The 15298-nt window shown below is 71.0% G+C and carries 11 protein-coding genes; 4 read left to right on the top strand and 7 right to left on the bottom strand.

The genetic code is table 11. The features are described from left to right. Window positions 1-8 precede the first annotated feature (8 nt). The 3 genes from ccrA to OHT77_RS09165 all read right to left on the bottom strand — a co-directional run bounded on the left by ccrA (window position 9) and on the right by OHT77_RS09165 (window position 4519). Window positions 9-1346 carry a crotonyl-CoA carboxylase/reductase gene (gene ccrA, locus OHT77_RS09175; protein WP_328834193.1) on the bottom strand — a complete coding sequence of 446 codons (1338 nt, stop codon included), beginning with the start codon at window positions 1344-1346 and terminating at the stop codon, window positions 9-11. Window positions 1347-1767: 421 nt separating this feature from the next. Next, entirely contained in the window at window positions 1768-2595 is an 828-nt protein-coding gene (locus tag OHT77_RS09170) for a TetR family transcriptional regulator (RefSeq protein ID WP_266774057.1), read from the bottom strand. 118 nt (window positions 2596-2713) lie between these two features. Then, window positions 2714-4519 carry a 3-hydroxyacyl-CoA dehydrogenase family protein gene (locus OHT77_RS09165; protein ID WP_328827618.1) on the bottom strand — a complete coding sequence of 602 codons (1806 nt, stop codon included), beginning with the start codon at window positions 4517-4519 and terminating at the stop codon, window positions 2714-2716. A 338-nt stretch (window positions 4520-4857) separates the two neighbouring features. On the opposite strand from OHT77_RS09165, the gene OHT77_RS09160 reads away from it, so the two are divergent. Continuing rightward, complete coding sequence (locus OHT77_RS09160; RefSeq protein ID WP_328827617.1) at window positions 4858-5433, top strand: adenylosuccinate lyase; 576 nt, start codon at window positions 4858-4860, stop codon at window positions 5431-5433. Window positions 5434-5504: 71 nt separating this feature from the next. On the opposite strand, the gene OHT77_RS09155 is transcribed toward OHT77_RS09160, so the two are convergent. The 4 genes from OHT77_RS09155 to OHT77_RS09140 all read right to left on the bottom strand — a co-directional run bounded on the left by OHT77_RS09155 (window position 5505) and on the right by OHT77_RS09140 (window position 9353). Continuing rightward, window positions 5505-6038, bottom strand: coding sequence for a GNAT family N-acetyltransferase (locus tag OHT77_RS09155; RefSeq protein WP_328827616.1), 534 nt, complete (start codon window positions 6036-6038; stop codon window positions 5505-5507). A 41-nt stretch (window positions 6039-6079) separates the two neighbouring features. Continuing rightward, on the bottom strand, window positions 6080-6508 hold the full coding sequence (locus tag OHT77_RS09150) for a RidA family protein (protein ID WP_328827615.1): 429 nt from the start codon (window positions 6506-6508) through the stop codon (window positions 6080-6082). A gap of 67 nt (window positions 6509-6575) precedes the next feature. Next, a complete protein-coding gene (locus OHT77_RS09145) occupies window positions 6576-8159 on the bottom strand; it encodes an alpha/beta hydrolase (RefSeq protein ID WP_328827614.1) in 1584 nt (527 codons plus the stop codon). A 147-nt stretch (window positions 8160-8306) separates the two neighbouring features. Continuing rightward, on the bottom strand, window positions 8307-9353 hold the full coding sequence (locus OHT77_RS09140; protein ID WP_328827613.1) for an Rv2578c family radical SAM protein: 1047 nt from the start codon (window positions 9351-9353) through the stop codon (window positions 8307-8309). Window positions 9354-9521: 168 nt separating this feature from the next. On the opposite strand from OHT77_RS09140, the gene OHT77_RS09135 reads away from it, so the two are divergent. The 3 genes from OHT77_RS09135 to OHT77_RS09125 all read left to right on the top strand — a co-directional run bounded on the left by OHT77_RS09135 (window position 9522) and on the right by OHT77_RS09125 (window position 15146). Further along, complete coding sequence (locus OHT77_RS09135; RefSeq protein WP_328827612.1) at window positions 9522-9965, top strand: SRPBCC family protein; 444 nt, start codon at window positions 9522-9524, stop codon at window positions 9963-9965. 183 nt (window positions 9966-10148) lie between these two features. Next, a complete protein-coding gene (locus OHT77_RS09130; RefSeq protein WP_328827611.1) occupies window positions 10149-12545 on the top strand; it encodes an MFS transporter in 2397 nt (798 codons plus the stop codon). A gap of 138 nt (window positions 12546-12683) precedes the next feature. Then, window positions 12684-15146: an ATP-binding SpoIIE family protein phosphatase gene (locus OHT77_RS09125; protein ID WP_328827610.1), complete on the top strand. Its 2463-nt coding sequence runs from the start codon at window positions 12684-12686 to the stop codon at window positions 15144-15146. Window positions 15147-15298 lie beyond the last annotated feature (152 nt).

The raw sequence follows: 15298 nt of genomic DNA, 5'->3' as shown, positions 1-15298 counted from the left end.
ACGTGACCTCAGATGTTCCGGAAGCGGTTGATGGCGTCGATGTGCTGGGCGCGCTTCTCCCCGTCACGCACGCCGAGGCCTTCCTCGGGGGCGAGGCACAGGACGCCGACCTTGCCCTGGTGCAGGTTGCGATGGACGTCGTAGGCGGCCTGGCCGGTCTCCTCCAGGGGGTAGACCCGGGAGAGCGTGGGGTGGATCTTGCCCTTCGCGACCAGCCGGTTGGCCTCCCAGGCCTCGCGGTAGTTGGCGAAGTGCGAGCCGATGATCTTCTTCAGGGACATCCACAGGTAGCGGTTGTCGTACTCGTGGTTGTACCCGGAAGTCGACGCGCAGGTGACGATCGTGCCGCCCTTACGGGTGACGTAGACGCTTGCGCCGAAGGTCTCGCGGCCCGGGTGCTCGAAGACGATGTCCACGTCCTCGCCGCCGGTGAGTTCACGGATGCGCTTGCCGAACCGCTTCCACTCGCGCGGGTCCTGGTTGTGCTCGTCGGCCCAGAACTTGTAGTCCTCGGCGGTGCGGTCGATGATCGCCTCGGCGCCCATCGCGCGGCAGATGTCGGCCTTCTCGGGCGAGGACACGACGCAGATGGGGTTGGCGCCGCCCGCGAGCGCGAACTGCGTGGCGTACGAGCCGAGTCCGCCGCTCGCGCCCCAGATGAGGACGTTGTCGCCCTGCTTCATGCCGGCGCCGTTGCGCGAGACCAGCTGCCGGTACGCGGTGGAGTTCACCAGGCCCGGGGCGGCGGCCTCCTCCCATGACAGGTGGTCCGGCTTGGGCATCAGCTGGTTGGACTTGACGAGCGCGATCTCGGCGAGCCCGCCGAAGTTGGTCTCGAAGCCCCAGATGCGCTGCTCGGGGTCGAGCATCGTGTCGTTGTGCCCGTCGGAGGACTCCAGCTCGACGGACAGGCAGTGCGCCACGACCTCGTCACCGGGCTTCCAGGCGTTGACGCCCGGGCCGGTGCGCAGGACGACGCCCGCGAGGTCGGAGCCGATGACGTGGTACGGCAGGTCGTGCCGCTTCGTCAGCTCGCTGAGCTTGCCGTAGCGCTCCAGGAAGCCGAACGTCGACAGCGGCTCGAAGATCGAGGTCCACACGGAGTTGTAGTTGACGCTCGACGCCATGACGGCCACCAGGGCTTCGCCCGGGCCGAGTTCGGGCACCGGGACGTCGTCCAGGTGGATCGACTTGCGGGGGTCCTTGTCGCGGGTGGCGAGGCCCGCGAACATGTCCGTCTCGTCCTTGTGCACGGTGATCGCGCGGTACGACTCGGGGAGCGGCAGGGCGGCGAAATCGGCCGGAGTCGAGTCCGGCGACTGGATCGCGTCCAGGATGTCCTTCACGGTCACGGTGTTGCCTCCGGCGAAGTGCGCCCCGAGGGAGGGGCGCCGATGGATACGTCGGTGCTGCTGCTGAGGGTGGGTGCTGAGGTGCCGTCGGTTCGGCGGGGTGGTGCTTCGGCAGCGCTTTGTGGCGCGGGAGGTTGCCTGTGACGCAGGCGTCCGGGCGCGTGGGCCAGTGGCCTACGGGGACAGCCGACGTACGAAAGGTCTCTGCACGCCGGCCGCCCGGACATCTTCAACGTATGACACTGCGTGTCACCTCGCAAGGCACCGAGTGCCATGAGTTGCTCTCAGGTGAAATCTTTACGTAACAAATGAGCGATGATCGATCGAACGGGGTCGGAAAGCTGCGCGAAAAGGGGCTCTGACATGCCAAAACGGCCACCCCGAGGGGTGGCCGTCATCACATGGTGCCGGGGGCTCAGCGGTCCCGGAGTGCCTCTTCGATGGTCCGCATGACCTCGTCCAGCGGGGCGTCGGTGCGCGCGACCGTCACCAGGACCTCGCCGTGCCGGTGCACCGCGGTGCCGGCCGGCTTGGGGGTCGCGGTACGGCCGGCGCCGATGCCGGTGCCGAACGTCTTCCGTACGATCCCGAAGGCGTGGTCGAGCTGTGCCTCGACGTCGCCCTGACCGCCGGCCCGCAGCCAGCGCCGCAGCACGTGGTTGTGGGCGGTGACCACGGCGGAGGCGGCGACCTCGGCGAGCAGCGGGTCGTCGTTGGCGTCGTCGTCGTGCGCGTGCTCGTCGAAGTGGCCCAGGAGATAGCGCGTGAACAGCCGCTCGTAGCGGGCCACCGACGCGATCTCGGCCTCGCGCAGGGTGGGCACCTCGCGCGTCAGCTTGTAGCGGGCGACCGAGATCTCCGGTCGGGCCGCGTACATGCGCATGACTTCCTTGATGCCCCGGCACACCGTGTCGAGCGGGTGCTCGTGCGCGGGAGCCGCGTTGAGCACCGCCTCGGCCCGGATCAAGGTGTCGTCGTGGTCGGGGAAGATCGCCTCTTCCTTGGAGCGGAAGTGGCGGAAGAACGTCCGGCGCGCGACCCCGGCCGCGGCAGCGATCTCGTCGACGGTGGTCGCCTCGTACCCCTTCGTCGCGAACAGCTCCATCGCGGCCGCCGCCAGTTCGCGCCGCATCTTGAGGCGCTGGGCGGCGGCACGACCGCCCGCGGCACTCTCCGGTGCGTCGGGCGTGGCTGGTGTACGGGAGGGCTTGGCGGGCTGGGGCATGACCCGAACGTACTGCATGTGCGCAGCTTGGCGTGCACGTCGGGGGTTTCCCCCGCCCAGCGCGGGCAGGGGTCCTCCGGTGGGGTCGAGCAGCCCGCCCCAGTCCGCGTCGATCCCGGACGGGTCCTCCGGTTGCTCAGCGGCGGGCATATTCGCGGAAGCCGCGGCCCGTCTTGCGGCCGAGGCAGCCCGCGGCCACCAGGTGCTCCAGGAGCGGCGCCGGAGCCAGGCCCGGGTCACGGAACTCGCGGTGCAGGACCTTCTCGATCGCCAGGGACACGTCCAGCCCGACGACGTCCAGCAGCTCGAAGGGGCCCATCGGGTAGCCGCCGCCCAGCTTCATCGCCGCGTCGATGTCGTCGAGGGACGCGTAGTGCTCCTCGACCATCTTGATCGCGTTGTTGAGGTACGGGAACAGCAGGGCGTTGACGATGAATCCGGCCCGGTCACCGCAGTCGACCGCGTGTTTCTTGATCTTGACGCAGACCTCGTGAACGGTCGACCGGACGTCAGGACCCGTCAACACCGTACGGACGACCTCGACCAGCTTCATCGCCGGTGCGGGGTTGAAGAAGTGCATGCCGATCACGTCCTGCGGACGCGAGGTGGCACGGGCGCACGCGACGACGGGGAGCGACGAGGTCGTGGTGGCCAGGACCGCGCCCGGCTTGCAGACCTTGTCCAGCGTCGCGAACAGCTGCTGCTTGACCTCCAGGTCCTCGGCGACCGCCTCGACGGCCAGGTCGACGTCCGCGAAGGAGTCGTAGGAACCCGCCGGAGTGATCCGCTCCAGGGTCTGCGCGGCGGCCTCAGCGGTCATCCGGCCCCGGTCGACCGAGCGCGAAAGCGACGTGCCGATACGGGACTTGGCGACCTGCGCCTTCTCCTCGCTGCGCGCGGCGAGCACGACCTCGTACCCGGCCTTGGCGAAGACCTCGGCGATCCCGGACGCCATGGTCCCGGAACCGGCGACCCCGACCGACCGGACCGGACGGCCCGGCGTGAGCCCCGCGCCCTCGGCCGGGGTCAGCGCGTCCCGCACGACGGTCGCGCTGCCCGGAGTCTCGTAGGAGTAGAAGCCGCGGCCCGTCTTGCGGCCGGTGAGGCCCGCCTCGCTGAGCTGCTTCAGGATCGGCGCGGGGGCGTGCAGACGGTCGTGGGACTCGGCGTACATGGCCTCCAGGACCGTGCGCGCGGTGTCGATGCCGATCAGGTCGAGGAGCGCGAGCGGGCCCATCGGCAGTCCGCAGCCGAGCCGCATCGCCGCGTCGATGTCCTCGCGGGAGGCGTACTTCGCCTCGTACATCGCGGCGGCCTGGTTGAGGTAGCCGAACAGCAGGCCGTCCGCGACGAACCCGGGCCGGTCGCCGACGGCGACGGGCTCCTTGCCGAGTTCGAGCGCGAGGTCCGTGACGGCGGCGACGGCGGCGGGCGCGGTCAGCACCGAGGAGACGACCTCGACCAGCTTCATCGCGGGCGCCGGGTTGAAGAAGTGCAGCCCCAACACCCGCTCGGGGCGCGCCGAGTCGGCCGCGAGCCGGGTCACGGAGAGCGCGTTCGTACCGGTCGCGAGGATGGTGTCGGGGCGCACGATCCCGTCCAGCTCACGGAAGATCTGGTGCTTGATCTCGTACGACTCCGGGGCCACCTCGATGACCAGGTCGGCGTCGGCCGCGGCGGCCAGGTCGGTTGAGGTGCGGACGCGGGCGAGGGCGTCGGTGCGCTCCTGCTCGGTCAGCCTGCCGCGGCGCACGGCGTGGGCGGTCGCGGCTTCCAGGGCGGCGACGGCGTGGGCGGTCGCGGCCTCGTTGACGTCGATGCCGACGACCTCGCGGCCGGCCCGGGCGAGGACCTCGGTGATACCGGTGCCCATCGTGCCGAGACCGACGACGGCAATGGTCTTGAACGGGGACAGAGGGGCGTCGGACAGGGGAGCTGCCATCGCGGGACTCCTGGAATGAGGGTGACGACTGGGAGCGCACTCCGTACGCCGACGGGCGCACGGAGTGCGGGAAGGAGTGCGGGTGGTGCCGGGCAACGAGCGCACACGCCCGGCGGGAAGAGAGAGTTCCGACCGGCCCTGTCCCAGGCCTGGTCGTACTGCGGCACACGAGGCACCGAACCGACTGCACTCACGGCGGCTGCGTCACCAGGCCACCGTGAGGAGATGCGAGTGGGTAACTCGCTCGTCTGAGCTTAACCCGTGAGTAACGAGCGCGCCAGCCCCCGAGTTGGAGATGTGGGTCCCGGGTGTCCGACGACACCCATAGGCTCGGTTTCATGGACGAAGAGTTGCGATCACTCACGGAGCGCTTACGGCGGGAGTCGGGAGGGGCGGTGCCGTACGAGCGTCTCGTGGGGACCGGCGACCTTGACGAACTCGCGGAGGTCCTCACCGCCCCCGGTCATCCGCTCTGGGCACGGGAGTTGGCCGCGTTCCGGCTGGGCCTCGCGGGCGACCGGCGTGCCTTCGAGTCCCTGGTCCTTCTCCTCAACCACCGCGAGCCGCAGCGCTGCGCCTCCGCCGCGTACGCGCTGGCCCGCCTCGACGACCCCCGCACCGCCCGCGCGGCCGCCGCCCTCGCCACCAACGAACTCCGCGTCGCCTACGCCCTGCACCCCGTCCGCCTCCTGGCCGACCTCCGGGCCCCCGAGTCCGTCCCCGCCCTCATCACCACCCTCCAGCGCCGCCTCCGCCCGCACGACCCGTACCGCCGCGTGGCCCTCGCCTGCGTGGAGGGCCTCGGCGAACTGGCAGACCCGCGCGCACGACCGGTCCTGAACGACGCCCTGGCTCATCCGGCGCTGGCGGAGGCGGCGGTGCACGCGTTGGGGAGGATTCCGAGGCAGCGGTGAGCGGGGTGGGCAGGTGCGTGGCGCGGAGGCTCTGGTGTTCCGGGTTCGCGAGCGGTCGGCGCGACGGCCTCTCACCCCCTCAACTCCCTGACGTACCGCAGCTCGGGCACCAGCACCCCCGCGACCTCGTACGGCTCCTCCGCGCCGTCCGCCCAGAAGCCCGCGCGCTCGTAGAAGCGGCGGGCGCGGGCGTTGCCCCGGACGACCCAGAGGTAGATGCGCTTGTGGCCGAGGGCCGCGCACCGCCGTAGCCCCTCCCGCATCAGAGCCCGTCCGGCGCCGGTGCCCACGTGCTCCGGGTCGAGGTAGATCGCGTACAACTCGGCGTCCGCCGCGCGGAGTTCGTCGTCGCGGTACGGACCGAGCGCGGCCCAGCCGACGATCTCGTCGTCCACCGTGGCGACCAGGTTCAGGACGCTGCCGTCGCCCTCCAGGAAACGGGCCCGGCGGCGTTCGGCGTCGGCCTTCGCGCTGAGGGCGTCCAGGAAGGGCTGCGGCATGAGGCCCCGGTACGCGAACTGCCAGCCCAGGACGCGGATTTCGGAGACGCGGTCGCAGTCGGCGAGGGTCATCGGGCGGATCTGCACGGGCTCGGCGTCGCTCATGGCGGCACCCTAGGGAGGTGCCGACCGGGCCCGCCTCCGAATTACCTGCCTCGGCCCACTCGCTGCTCGCCCTGTTCGGCGATCACCGCGTACGCCTCGATCTCCATCAGGAACTCGGGTCGCACCAGCGCGGCGACCTGCACCGCCGACGCGGCGGGGAGCCGGTCGTCGGGTATGTGGGCCGCGCGGGCCGTGCGAATGGCCGGCATGTGGGCCATGTCCGTGACGAAGTAGGTCAGTTTGACCACGTCGTCGAAGCCGGCCCCTGCCGAGGCGAGGCAGCGGCGGAGGTTCTCGAAGACCTGGCGGGCCTGGGCCGCCGCGTCGTCCTCGCCGACGAGCTTTCCGTCCTCGTCCAGGGCGAGTTGACCGGAGACCGCGACGAAACGGCCGGTGCCCATGACGACGTGCGTGTAGGCCGCCGCCGGGGCGACGCCGTCGGGGGCGGGAATCCTCGTCAGATCACTCATGCGTCCATGGTGGACCACGGGTCCGACAACGAGGATTCCCGCCCCCGGGGAGGCCGGCGGGCCGGTCTCAGCCGCGGAAGCCCAGCAGGCCGTGCAGCGTCGAACCGTGTGCCGTGCTGGTCGCCGACTTCGCCGACGTCAGCGGCTTCGGGTCGGGCGTCTTCTGGCACACCGCGTCGACCTCACGGCCACCGCGCGGCATTTTGCCGTCGCTCAGATACGTCGACAGGTACTTGTCCAGACAGGCGTTCCCGCTCAGCGTGATGCCGTGGTTCCCGCCGCCCTCCTCGACCACGAGACTCGACCCGGCCAGCATCCGGTGGACCGTCGCGCCGCCCTCGTAGGGAGTGGCCGCGTCGTTCGTCGCCTGGAACAGCAGCACCGGCGGCAGCTTGCCGTTGGCGATGTTGACCGGCTCCTTCGTCCGCGTCGGCCAGAACGCGCACGGCGCGTTGTACCAGGCGTTGTTCCAGACCATGAACGGCGCCTTGTCGTAGGCCGCCCAGTTGTCCCTGCGCCACTGGTTCCAGTCGCGCGGCCAGGACGCGTCACGGCACTGCACCGACGTGTAGACGCTGTACCCGTTGTCCCCGGAGGCGTCGATCGCGGCGTAGTTCTCATAGGCCTCGACCAGCGGATCGGCGTTCTTGTCGTTCACGTAGGCCGCGAACGCCTCGGCGAGATACGGCCAGTAGCCGTTGTAGTACCCGCCCGGGATGAAGGTGTCCTCCAGCTCGGAGGCCCCCACCTTGCCGTCGGCCGGCTTCTTGGTCAGGGCCGCGCGCATCGCGTACCACTTGGCCTCGATCCTGGCCGGGTCGGTGCCGAGCTTGTAGGTGGAGTCGTACTTGGCGATCCACGCCATGAGCGCCTGCTGGCGGTCGTTGAAGGCGTAGTCCTGCCCGAGGTTGTCGTCGTACCAGACCCCGGTGGGATCGACGATGGAGTCCAGCACCAGGCGGCGGACGCGCTCCGGGTAGAGCTTGGCGTACACGGCGCCCAGGTAGGTGCCGTACGAGTAGCCGAAGTAGTTGATCTTCCGGGCGCCGAGTGCGGCCCGGATCGAGTCCATGTCGCGTACGGCGCTGACCGTGTCGATGTACGGCAGCAGGTTCGCGTACTTCTTGCCGCAGGCGGCCGTGTAGGCCTTCACGCGCGCGAGGTTGGCCTTTTCCAGCGCCGGGGTGCTCGGCACGGAGTCGGGGCGCACCGGGTTGAAGTAGCCCGGCTTGCAGTCGAGGGCCGGGGTGCTCTTGCCGACGCCGCGCGGGTCGAAGCCGATGACGTCGTACTGGGAGGCGACCGCCTTGGGCAGCGAGGACGCGACGAAGCCCGCGAGGGTCAGTCCGCTGCCGCCGGGGCCGCCGGGGTTGACCAGCAGCGGGCCCTGGTAGGTCTTCGCGGTGTGCGGGACGCGGGACAGGGCGAGCGTGATCTGCTTCCCGTGCGGGTTCGTGTGGTCGAGGGGCACCTGGACGCTCGAGCACTGGAGCGTCGGATAGTTGGTGGTGGCGCACTTCTTCCAGGTGGGCTTCGCCGGCTGCACGGTCGTCGTGGTGGGGTGCGCGGTGCTCGCGTCGGCGGGAAGAGCGGTGACCGTCCCGGCCACGACGACGGCGGCACCGCACAGTACGGCTGCGCGTTTTCTCATACGTCCTCCCAGGACGGAGGGGAGAGGACCGTGAGTCCACGGTCCCTGCCGCATCGTCCCGGAGTGGGCACCCGGAAGAACCTGTTCCGCCGATACTTGACCCGATTGGGCCGCCGGATGCCCTCGAACGCCGTGAGCCGGACGCCTTCAGATCAGCGACAGCTGCGTCGGCTCGGACACCGGCGAATCCGCTGCCTCGGCCGGCTCGGAGATCCGGCGCGGCATCCCCGCGCGCGCGGGACCGATGCCGTACTCCTGCGCCAGGTCGTGCACCTGACGGGTGATCCGGCGCTGGTACCACTTCGGGGCGTACGACCCCTCCGCGTACAGCCGCTCGTACCGCCGCACCAGATGCGGGTGGTGCTGACCGAGCCAGGCCATGAACCACTCGCGGGCACCGGGCCGCAGATGCAGCACCAGGGGCGTCACCGAGGTCGCCCCGGAGGCCGCTATCGCCCTTACCGTGGCGCGCAGTTGGGCCGGGTGGTCGCTCAGGAAGGGGATCACCGGGGCCATCAGGACCCCGACCCCGATGCCGTGCTCGGTCAGGGTCCGTACGACGTCCAGGCGCCGCTCCGGGGAGGGCGTCCCGGGCTCCACCGTGCGCCACAGCGCGGGGTCGGTGAAGCCGACGGAGACGGAGATGCCGACGTCGGTGACCTCGGAGGCCTGCACCAGGAGGTCCAGGTCGCGCAGGATCAGCGTGCCCTTCGTCAGGATCGAGAAGGGGTTCGCGTGGTCGCGCAGGGCGCCGATGATGCCCGGCATCAGCCGGTAGCGGCCCTCCGCGCGCTGGTAGCAGTCGACGTTCGTGCCCATCGCGATGTGGTCGCCGAGCCAGCGCCGTGAGCCGAGCTGGCGGCGCAGCAGGTCCGGCGCGTTCACCTTGACCACGATCTGCGAGTCGAAGCCGAGGCCGGTGTCGAGGTCCAGATAGCTGTGGGTCTTGCGGGCGAAGCAGTAGACGCACGCGTGCGAGCAGCCCCGGTACGGGTTGACCGTCCACTCGAAGGGCATGCGGGAGGCCCCCGGCACCCGGTTGATGATCGAGCGGGCCCGCACCTCGTGGAAGGTGATCCCGCGGAACTCGGGTGTGTCGAAGGTACGGCTGACCACGGCGTCCGCGCCGAACAGCGCGGCATCGGCCGCCCGGCTGTGGCCGCCGGACTCCGCGGTGAGGTTCTCCCAGCGCATGACGCCTCCTAAGTAGGCCTGCCACCCGAGTGAAACACTTGTTCGAATTACTGTGCAAGGGGCATTCCCGATCCCTTCCGTCACGCTGGGGCACCCCGATTTGGGCGGCCGTGGGCGGGGGTGGTTGGCTTGCCCCCACCCCGAGAACTCATGTCCTGGAGGAAACCGATGGCGCAGGTCGAGGCGACTACCGAGCGGGTCGTCGCAGCCGACGCGGAGGCGGTCTTCGACGCCCTCGCCGACTACAGCGGCACGCGCGCGAAGGTGCTGCCCGAGCAGTTCAGCGAGTACGAGGTCCGCGAGGGCGGCGACGGCGAGGGCACCCTCGTCCACTGGAAGCTCCAGGCCACCAGCAAGCGCGTCCGCGACTGCCTCCTGGAGGTCACCGAGCCGACCGACGGCGAACTGGTCGAGAAGGACCGCAACTCCACCATGGTCACCACCTGGCGGGTCACCCCGGCGGGCGAGGGCGCGTCCCGCGTCGTCGTGACCAGCACGTGGAACGGCGCCGGAGGCATCGGCGGCTTCTTCGAGCGGACCTTCGCCCCCAAGGGCCTCGGCCGGATCTACGACCTGGTCCTCGCCCGGCTCGCCGCCGAGGTGGAGAAGTAGGTCGATCAAAGGGAGCGGGCGTCAAAGCCCAACTCCCCAGGGCGTGTTGACCCTGTCACGCGCCCCTCACCGGTTCGAGTGGATCTCCGTTCGAGCCGGGCGTACGCCGTAACTCGTCGCGCTTGCTCGCAGTTGTCGCCTAAAGCGGGAATTGTGCGGCAGGCGCGACGAGGGGAGCGGTACGTGGGCGGGACGACTCTGGTGCAGGACGAGCGGGTCCCGGCGCCCCCGGAGACACCGGTCCCCGTCCCCGTCGAGAAGGCCGAACTCGGCCCGCGCCGCGTGCGGTTGGTGTTCCTCGGCCTGATGCTCGCGCTGCTGCTGGCCGCCCTCGACCAGATGATCGTCGCCACCGCGCTCCCGAAGATCGTCGGCGAACTGCACGGCCTGGACAAGATGTCCTGGGCGATCACCGCCTACCTCCTCACCTCCACGGTCGGCCTCCCGGTCTACGGCAAACTCGGCGACCTCGTCGGCCGCAAGAGCGTGTTCCAGTTCGCGATCGGCGTCTTCGTCATCGGCTCCGCGCTCTCCGGCCGCGCCCAGTCCATGGACCAACTCATCGCGTTCCGCGCGGTGCAGGGCATCGGCGCCGGCGGACTCATGATCGGCGTGCAGGCGATCATCGCGGACATCGTGCCGCCCCGGGAGCGCGGCCGGTTCATGGGCCTGATCGGCGCCACCTTCGGACTCGCCTCCGTGGCGGGCCCGTTGCTCGGCGGCTACTTCACGGACCACCTCTCCTGGCGCTGGTGCTTCTACATCAACGTGCCGTTCGGCGTGGTCACGTTCGCCGTCGTGACGGTCGTACTGAAACTGCCGAAGCCCACCGTCAAGGCGCGCCTCGACTTCCTCGGCGCTCCGCTGCTCGCCGCCGCCTCGACATGCCTGGTGCTGCTGACCAGTTGGGGCGGGACCGAGTACGCGTGGGGCTCGCGCGTCATCCTCGGGCTGGGCGCGGGAGCGGTGGCCGCCGCGGTCCTCTTCCTCGTCGCCGAGCGCTTCGCGCCCGAACCCCTCATCCCGCTACGGCTGTTCAAGGACGCCGTCTTCAACATCACCGCCCTCGTGGGCCTGGTGATCGGCGTCGCGCTGTTCGGGGCGGCCAGTTATCTGCCGACGTTCCTGCAGATGGTCGACGGGGCCAGCGCCACCGAGTCGGGACTGCTGATGCTGCCGATGATGGGCGGGATCGTCGGCGCGTCCATCATCTCCGGCCAACTCATCAGCCACACCGGCCGGTACAAGATCTACCCCGTCCTCGGCAGCGCCCTCGCCACCCTCGGCATGTGGCTGCTGTCCCGGCTGGAGGTCGACACCTCCCGGCTGCAGTACAGCATCTGGATGGCCGTCCTCGGCGCCGGCATCGGCATGGTGATGCCCGTCCTCGTCCTCGCCGTGCAGAACTCCGTACGGCCCGCCGACCTCGGCACCGCCACCAGCGCCAACAACTACTTCCGGCAGATCGGCGGCAGCGTCGGCGCCGCCATCTTCGGCACCCTGTTCGCCGACCGGCTCACCGACGCGCTGCGCGTCCGCATCCCCGCGGGCAGCGGCCTCCCCGACCCCGAGTCCATCACCCCGCAGCTCGTCCACACGCTGCCCCCCGCCCTGCGCGACGCCTACATCCAGGCGTACGCCGACGCCATGCCGCGGATCTTCCTCTACCTGGTGCCGGTGCTCGCCCTTGGGCTGGCTATCGCGATCTTTCTCAAGGAGACCCCCCTGTTGAAAGCTGCAGAGTCCCACAACGCCCCCGCCGAGACGTCCGAGGCCGCGCCCCTCAACTCCCCGATCCCGCAGGCCCGTTCGTCGTACGCCGCCGGCATTCCCGTCTGCGGCACGGTGCAGCACCCCGACGGGACCGTCGTGCCCCGGGCCGCGCTGACCCTCATCGACGTCTCAGGACAGCAGATCGGGCGCGGCGCCAGCGGCGCGGACGGACGGTACGCGCTGTCGACGCCCGGCTCCGGGTCGTACGTGCTGATCGCGGCGGCCGGCGGCCACCAGCCGCAGGCGGTGTCCGTGACCGTCGGCGAGCGGCCCGTCGAGCTCGACGTCGTCCTCGGCGGCGCCGGACGCCTCGCCGGGAGCGTGCTGACCGCCGACGGCACCCCGGTGCGGGAGGCCGCCGTGACGCTCACCAACGTGCACGGCGAGGTCGTCGCCAGCACCCGCAGCGGGCGCGAAGGGGGCTATGTCATCAGCGAGTTGGTGGCCGGCGAGTACACCCTCGCCGCCAGCGCGCCCGCGTTCCGCCCGGCCGCGCTCCCCGTCAGCGTCCAGGCGTCCCGTGAGACCCGCCAGGACGTCGAACTCGCGGGCGGTGCCGTGCTGCGCGGCACGGTCAGGGCGAGCGGCGGGCGGCCCGTCGAGGACGCGCGCGTGACGCTCCTCGACGCGGCGGGGAACGTCGTCGACACCCTCACCACGGGCCCGGACGGCACGTTCCGGTTCGTCGACCTGTCCTCCGGCGAGTACACGGTGATCGCCGCCGGGTACCCGCCCGTGGCCACCGTGCTCCAAGTGGCGGGCGGGGGACGCACCGAGCGCGATCTCCAGCTCGGCCACGAGGACTGAGCCCCGCGCGGGGGCGCGCGCCGGTGCGACGGATCGGGACCAATTCCGGGATTGCCACACATCGCCACCGGCCGCCCCCGTAGCGTGGTCGGTGGCGGCACAGATCTTCCGGAGCCGTGGGGAGAGAGGGCCTGGGCCATGGACCGTGGCACCGAGCGGGAGACACTTCCCGGCCGCGGGGCCGGGGACGACGTGGTGCTCGAACACACCGCGGCGGGCCGGGTCCCGCTGGCCGTGATCCTGGTCGACCGCGCCGGACTCGTCTCCCACTGGAGCCGGGGCGCCCGGCGCCTCTTCGGCGTCACCAAGGAAGAGGCCATCGGCCAGACCGCGGTCGACCTGCTTCCCGTCTCCGGCGCGCTGCCCGACGACGAGGACACCGGCTCCCAGGGCGCGTTCGCCCACTACGACGGCCTCGGACCCGACCTGGAGTCCTCCCTCGACGGACGCCTGTCCTACCCCGCCGCGGGCCGCGCCCGCCTCACCGTGCCCGAGCGGGACCGCGTGGACGTCCTGTGGTGGGCCTACCCCCTGGTCGGCCCCGGGCAGGAGCGGCTCCTCGTGCTCGCCGCCGACGCGGGCGGCCTGCGCCAGGACCTTCCCGGCACGGACGGCGCCTTCGAGCGCATCGCCCCCGGCTTCGCCCTGCACACCGACTTCCCCGGTGCCGACGAACTCGCCCGCAGGCTCCCCGAGATCCTGCCCAGCATGAGCGTCGGCGAGAGCGCCCGCATCGTCGGGCAGGTCCTCGAACTCGGCTATCCCGTCCTGGAGTTCAGCCAGAACGAACGGGTGCCGGTGACCCCCGACTGGGGCGTCGCCCGCCGCGCAGAGCGCAGGGCCCGCCGCGAGCGCGCCGCCCTCGCCGCCGCCGAAGGGCTTCCCCTCCCGGACGACGCCGCGGACGAGGGCGAGGACCTCGAATACGTCGCCGTACGCGAGCGGTTGGAGTTCCTGAACGAGGTCAGCGGACGCATCGGCACCTCGCTCGACCTCGCGCAGACCATCATCGAGGTCAGCAAGGCCGTCGTCCCCAAGTTCACGGACGTCGCGGGCACTTACCTCCGCGAACAGGTCGTCGCCGGTGAGGGGTTCCCGGACGGCGTGCCCGACACGACCACCATGTGGCACCGGGTCGCGCTGGAACACACCGACGAACCCGGCCGCTGGGACGACGTCGTCCCCGTCGGCGAGGCCATGCCGTTCCCCGCGCACACCCCGTTCTTCCAGTGCATGACCAGCGGCGACCCCGTCCTCGTGCCGCGCATCAGCGAGCAGATGGGGCACATGATCGCCTCGCAGTTCGAGAAGCGCGACATCCGGCCGCTGATCACCGGCCGCTCCATGCTCGTCGTCCCGCTCAAGGCCCGCAACGTCGTCCTCGGCTTCATGATCCTGCTGCGCCACCCGGAGCGCGTCGAGTTCAACGACATGGACCGCGTCACCGGCGCCGAACTCGCCGCCCGCGCGGGCCTGGTGCTCGACAACGCGCGCATGTACACCTACCAGGAGTCCGTCGCCGAGACCCTCCAGGACAGCATGCTGCCGCACATCCCGCCGCGCATGGCGGGCTGCGACATCGCCACCCGCTATCTGCCGGGCACCCTGCTCGGCCGGGTCGGCGGCGACTGGTTCGACTCGGTGAAACTGCCCGGCGCCCGCACCGCGCTCGTCGTCGGCGACGTCATGGGCCACGGCCTCAACTCGGCCGCGATGATGGGCCAGTTGCGCACCGCCGTGCAGACCATGGCCGCCATGGACCTCCCGCCCGCCCAACTCCTGCGCAACCTCGACGACCTGGCCCAGCGCCTCGGCGACTCGTACCTCGCGACCTGCCTCTACGTCGTCTACGACCCGATCGCCGGCGAGCTCCACCTCGCCAACGCGGGCCACATCCCGCCGGTGATCGTGCACGCCGGGGACGGCCGCAGCGAGCTGCTCGACCTGCCCACGGGCGCGCCCATCGGCGTCGGCGGGGTGCCCTTCGAGGCGATCCGGGTCCGGGTGGAGCCCGGCGACCGGCTCGTGATGTGCACCGACGGTCTCGTCGAGGTGCGCGGCGAGGACATCGGCGTAGGACTCGCGACCCTGTCCGAGTCGGCCGCGCATCCGGCCGCGTCCATGGACGACGCCTGCGACACGATCATCCGCTCCCTCAACACGCGCGGCGGCCGCAAGGACGACGTCGCCCTCCTGATGGCCCGCCTCAACGGCATCGAGCCGGACGACGTCGCCGAGTGGCGGCTCACCCCCGACCCGGCCGAGGCGGGCCGGGCCCGCGCGGCGGTCGGCGAACAGCTCCACGAGTGGGGACTCGCCCGACTCGCCGACACCACCGCCCTGTTGGCGGGCGAGCTGGTCACCAACGCCGTACGGCACTCCGGCAGCCGGGGGATCACCCTGCGTCTGGTGCGCGGCGACACCCTGCTGTGCGAGGTGGACGACGACGACCCCACCCTGCCGTCCCTGCTCGCCGCCGGCCCCGACGCCGAGTTCGGCCGGGGCCTGCACGTCGTCGGCGTCCTCGCCCGCGAATGGGGCGCCAGCCGTACCACCACGGGCAAGACCGTGTGGTTCGAACTGACGTTGCCCCGCCGCTGAATCGCAGGTGGCCCCGGGGGCGTACGGGGCGCACACCGGCGTACACGGATCGAATGAGCGGTGAAGGTATGCGCCGTGTCCTTGTGAGCGGGACCGGGGCGCGATAGACCGTACTGGCCCGTCACTTACGGCGGAACGGCCTCGCAACCTGG

The organism is Streptomyces sp. NBC_00252 (assembly GCF_036187565.1).
GTDB lineage: Bacteria > Actinomycetota > Actinomycetes > Streptomycetales > Streptomycetaceae > Streptomyces.
The sequence above is the reverse complement of the archived record's forward strand: the minus strand, read 5'-3'. Positions and strand labels throughout refer to the sequence as shown.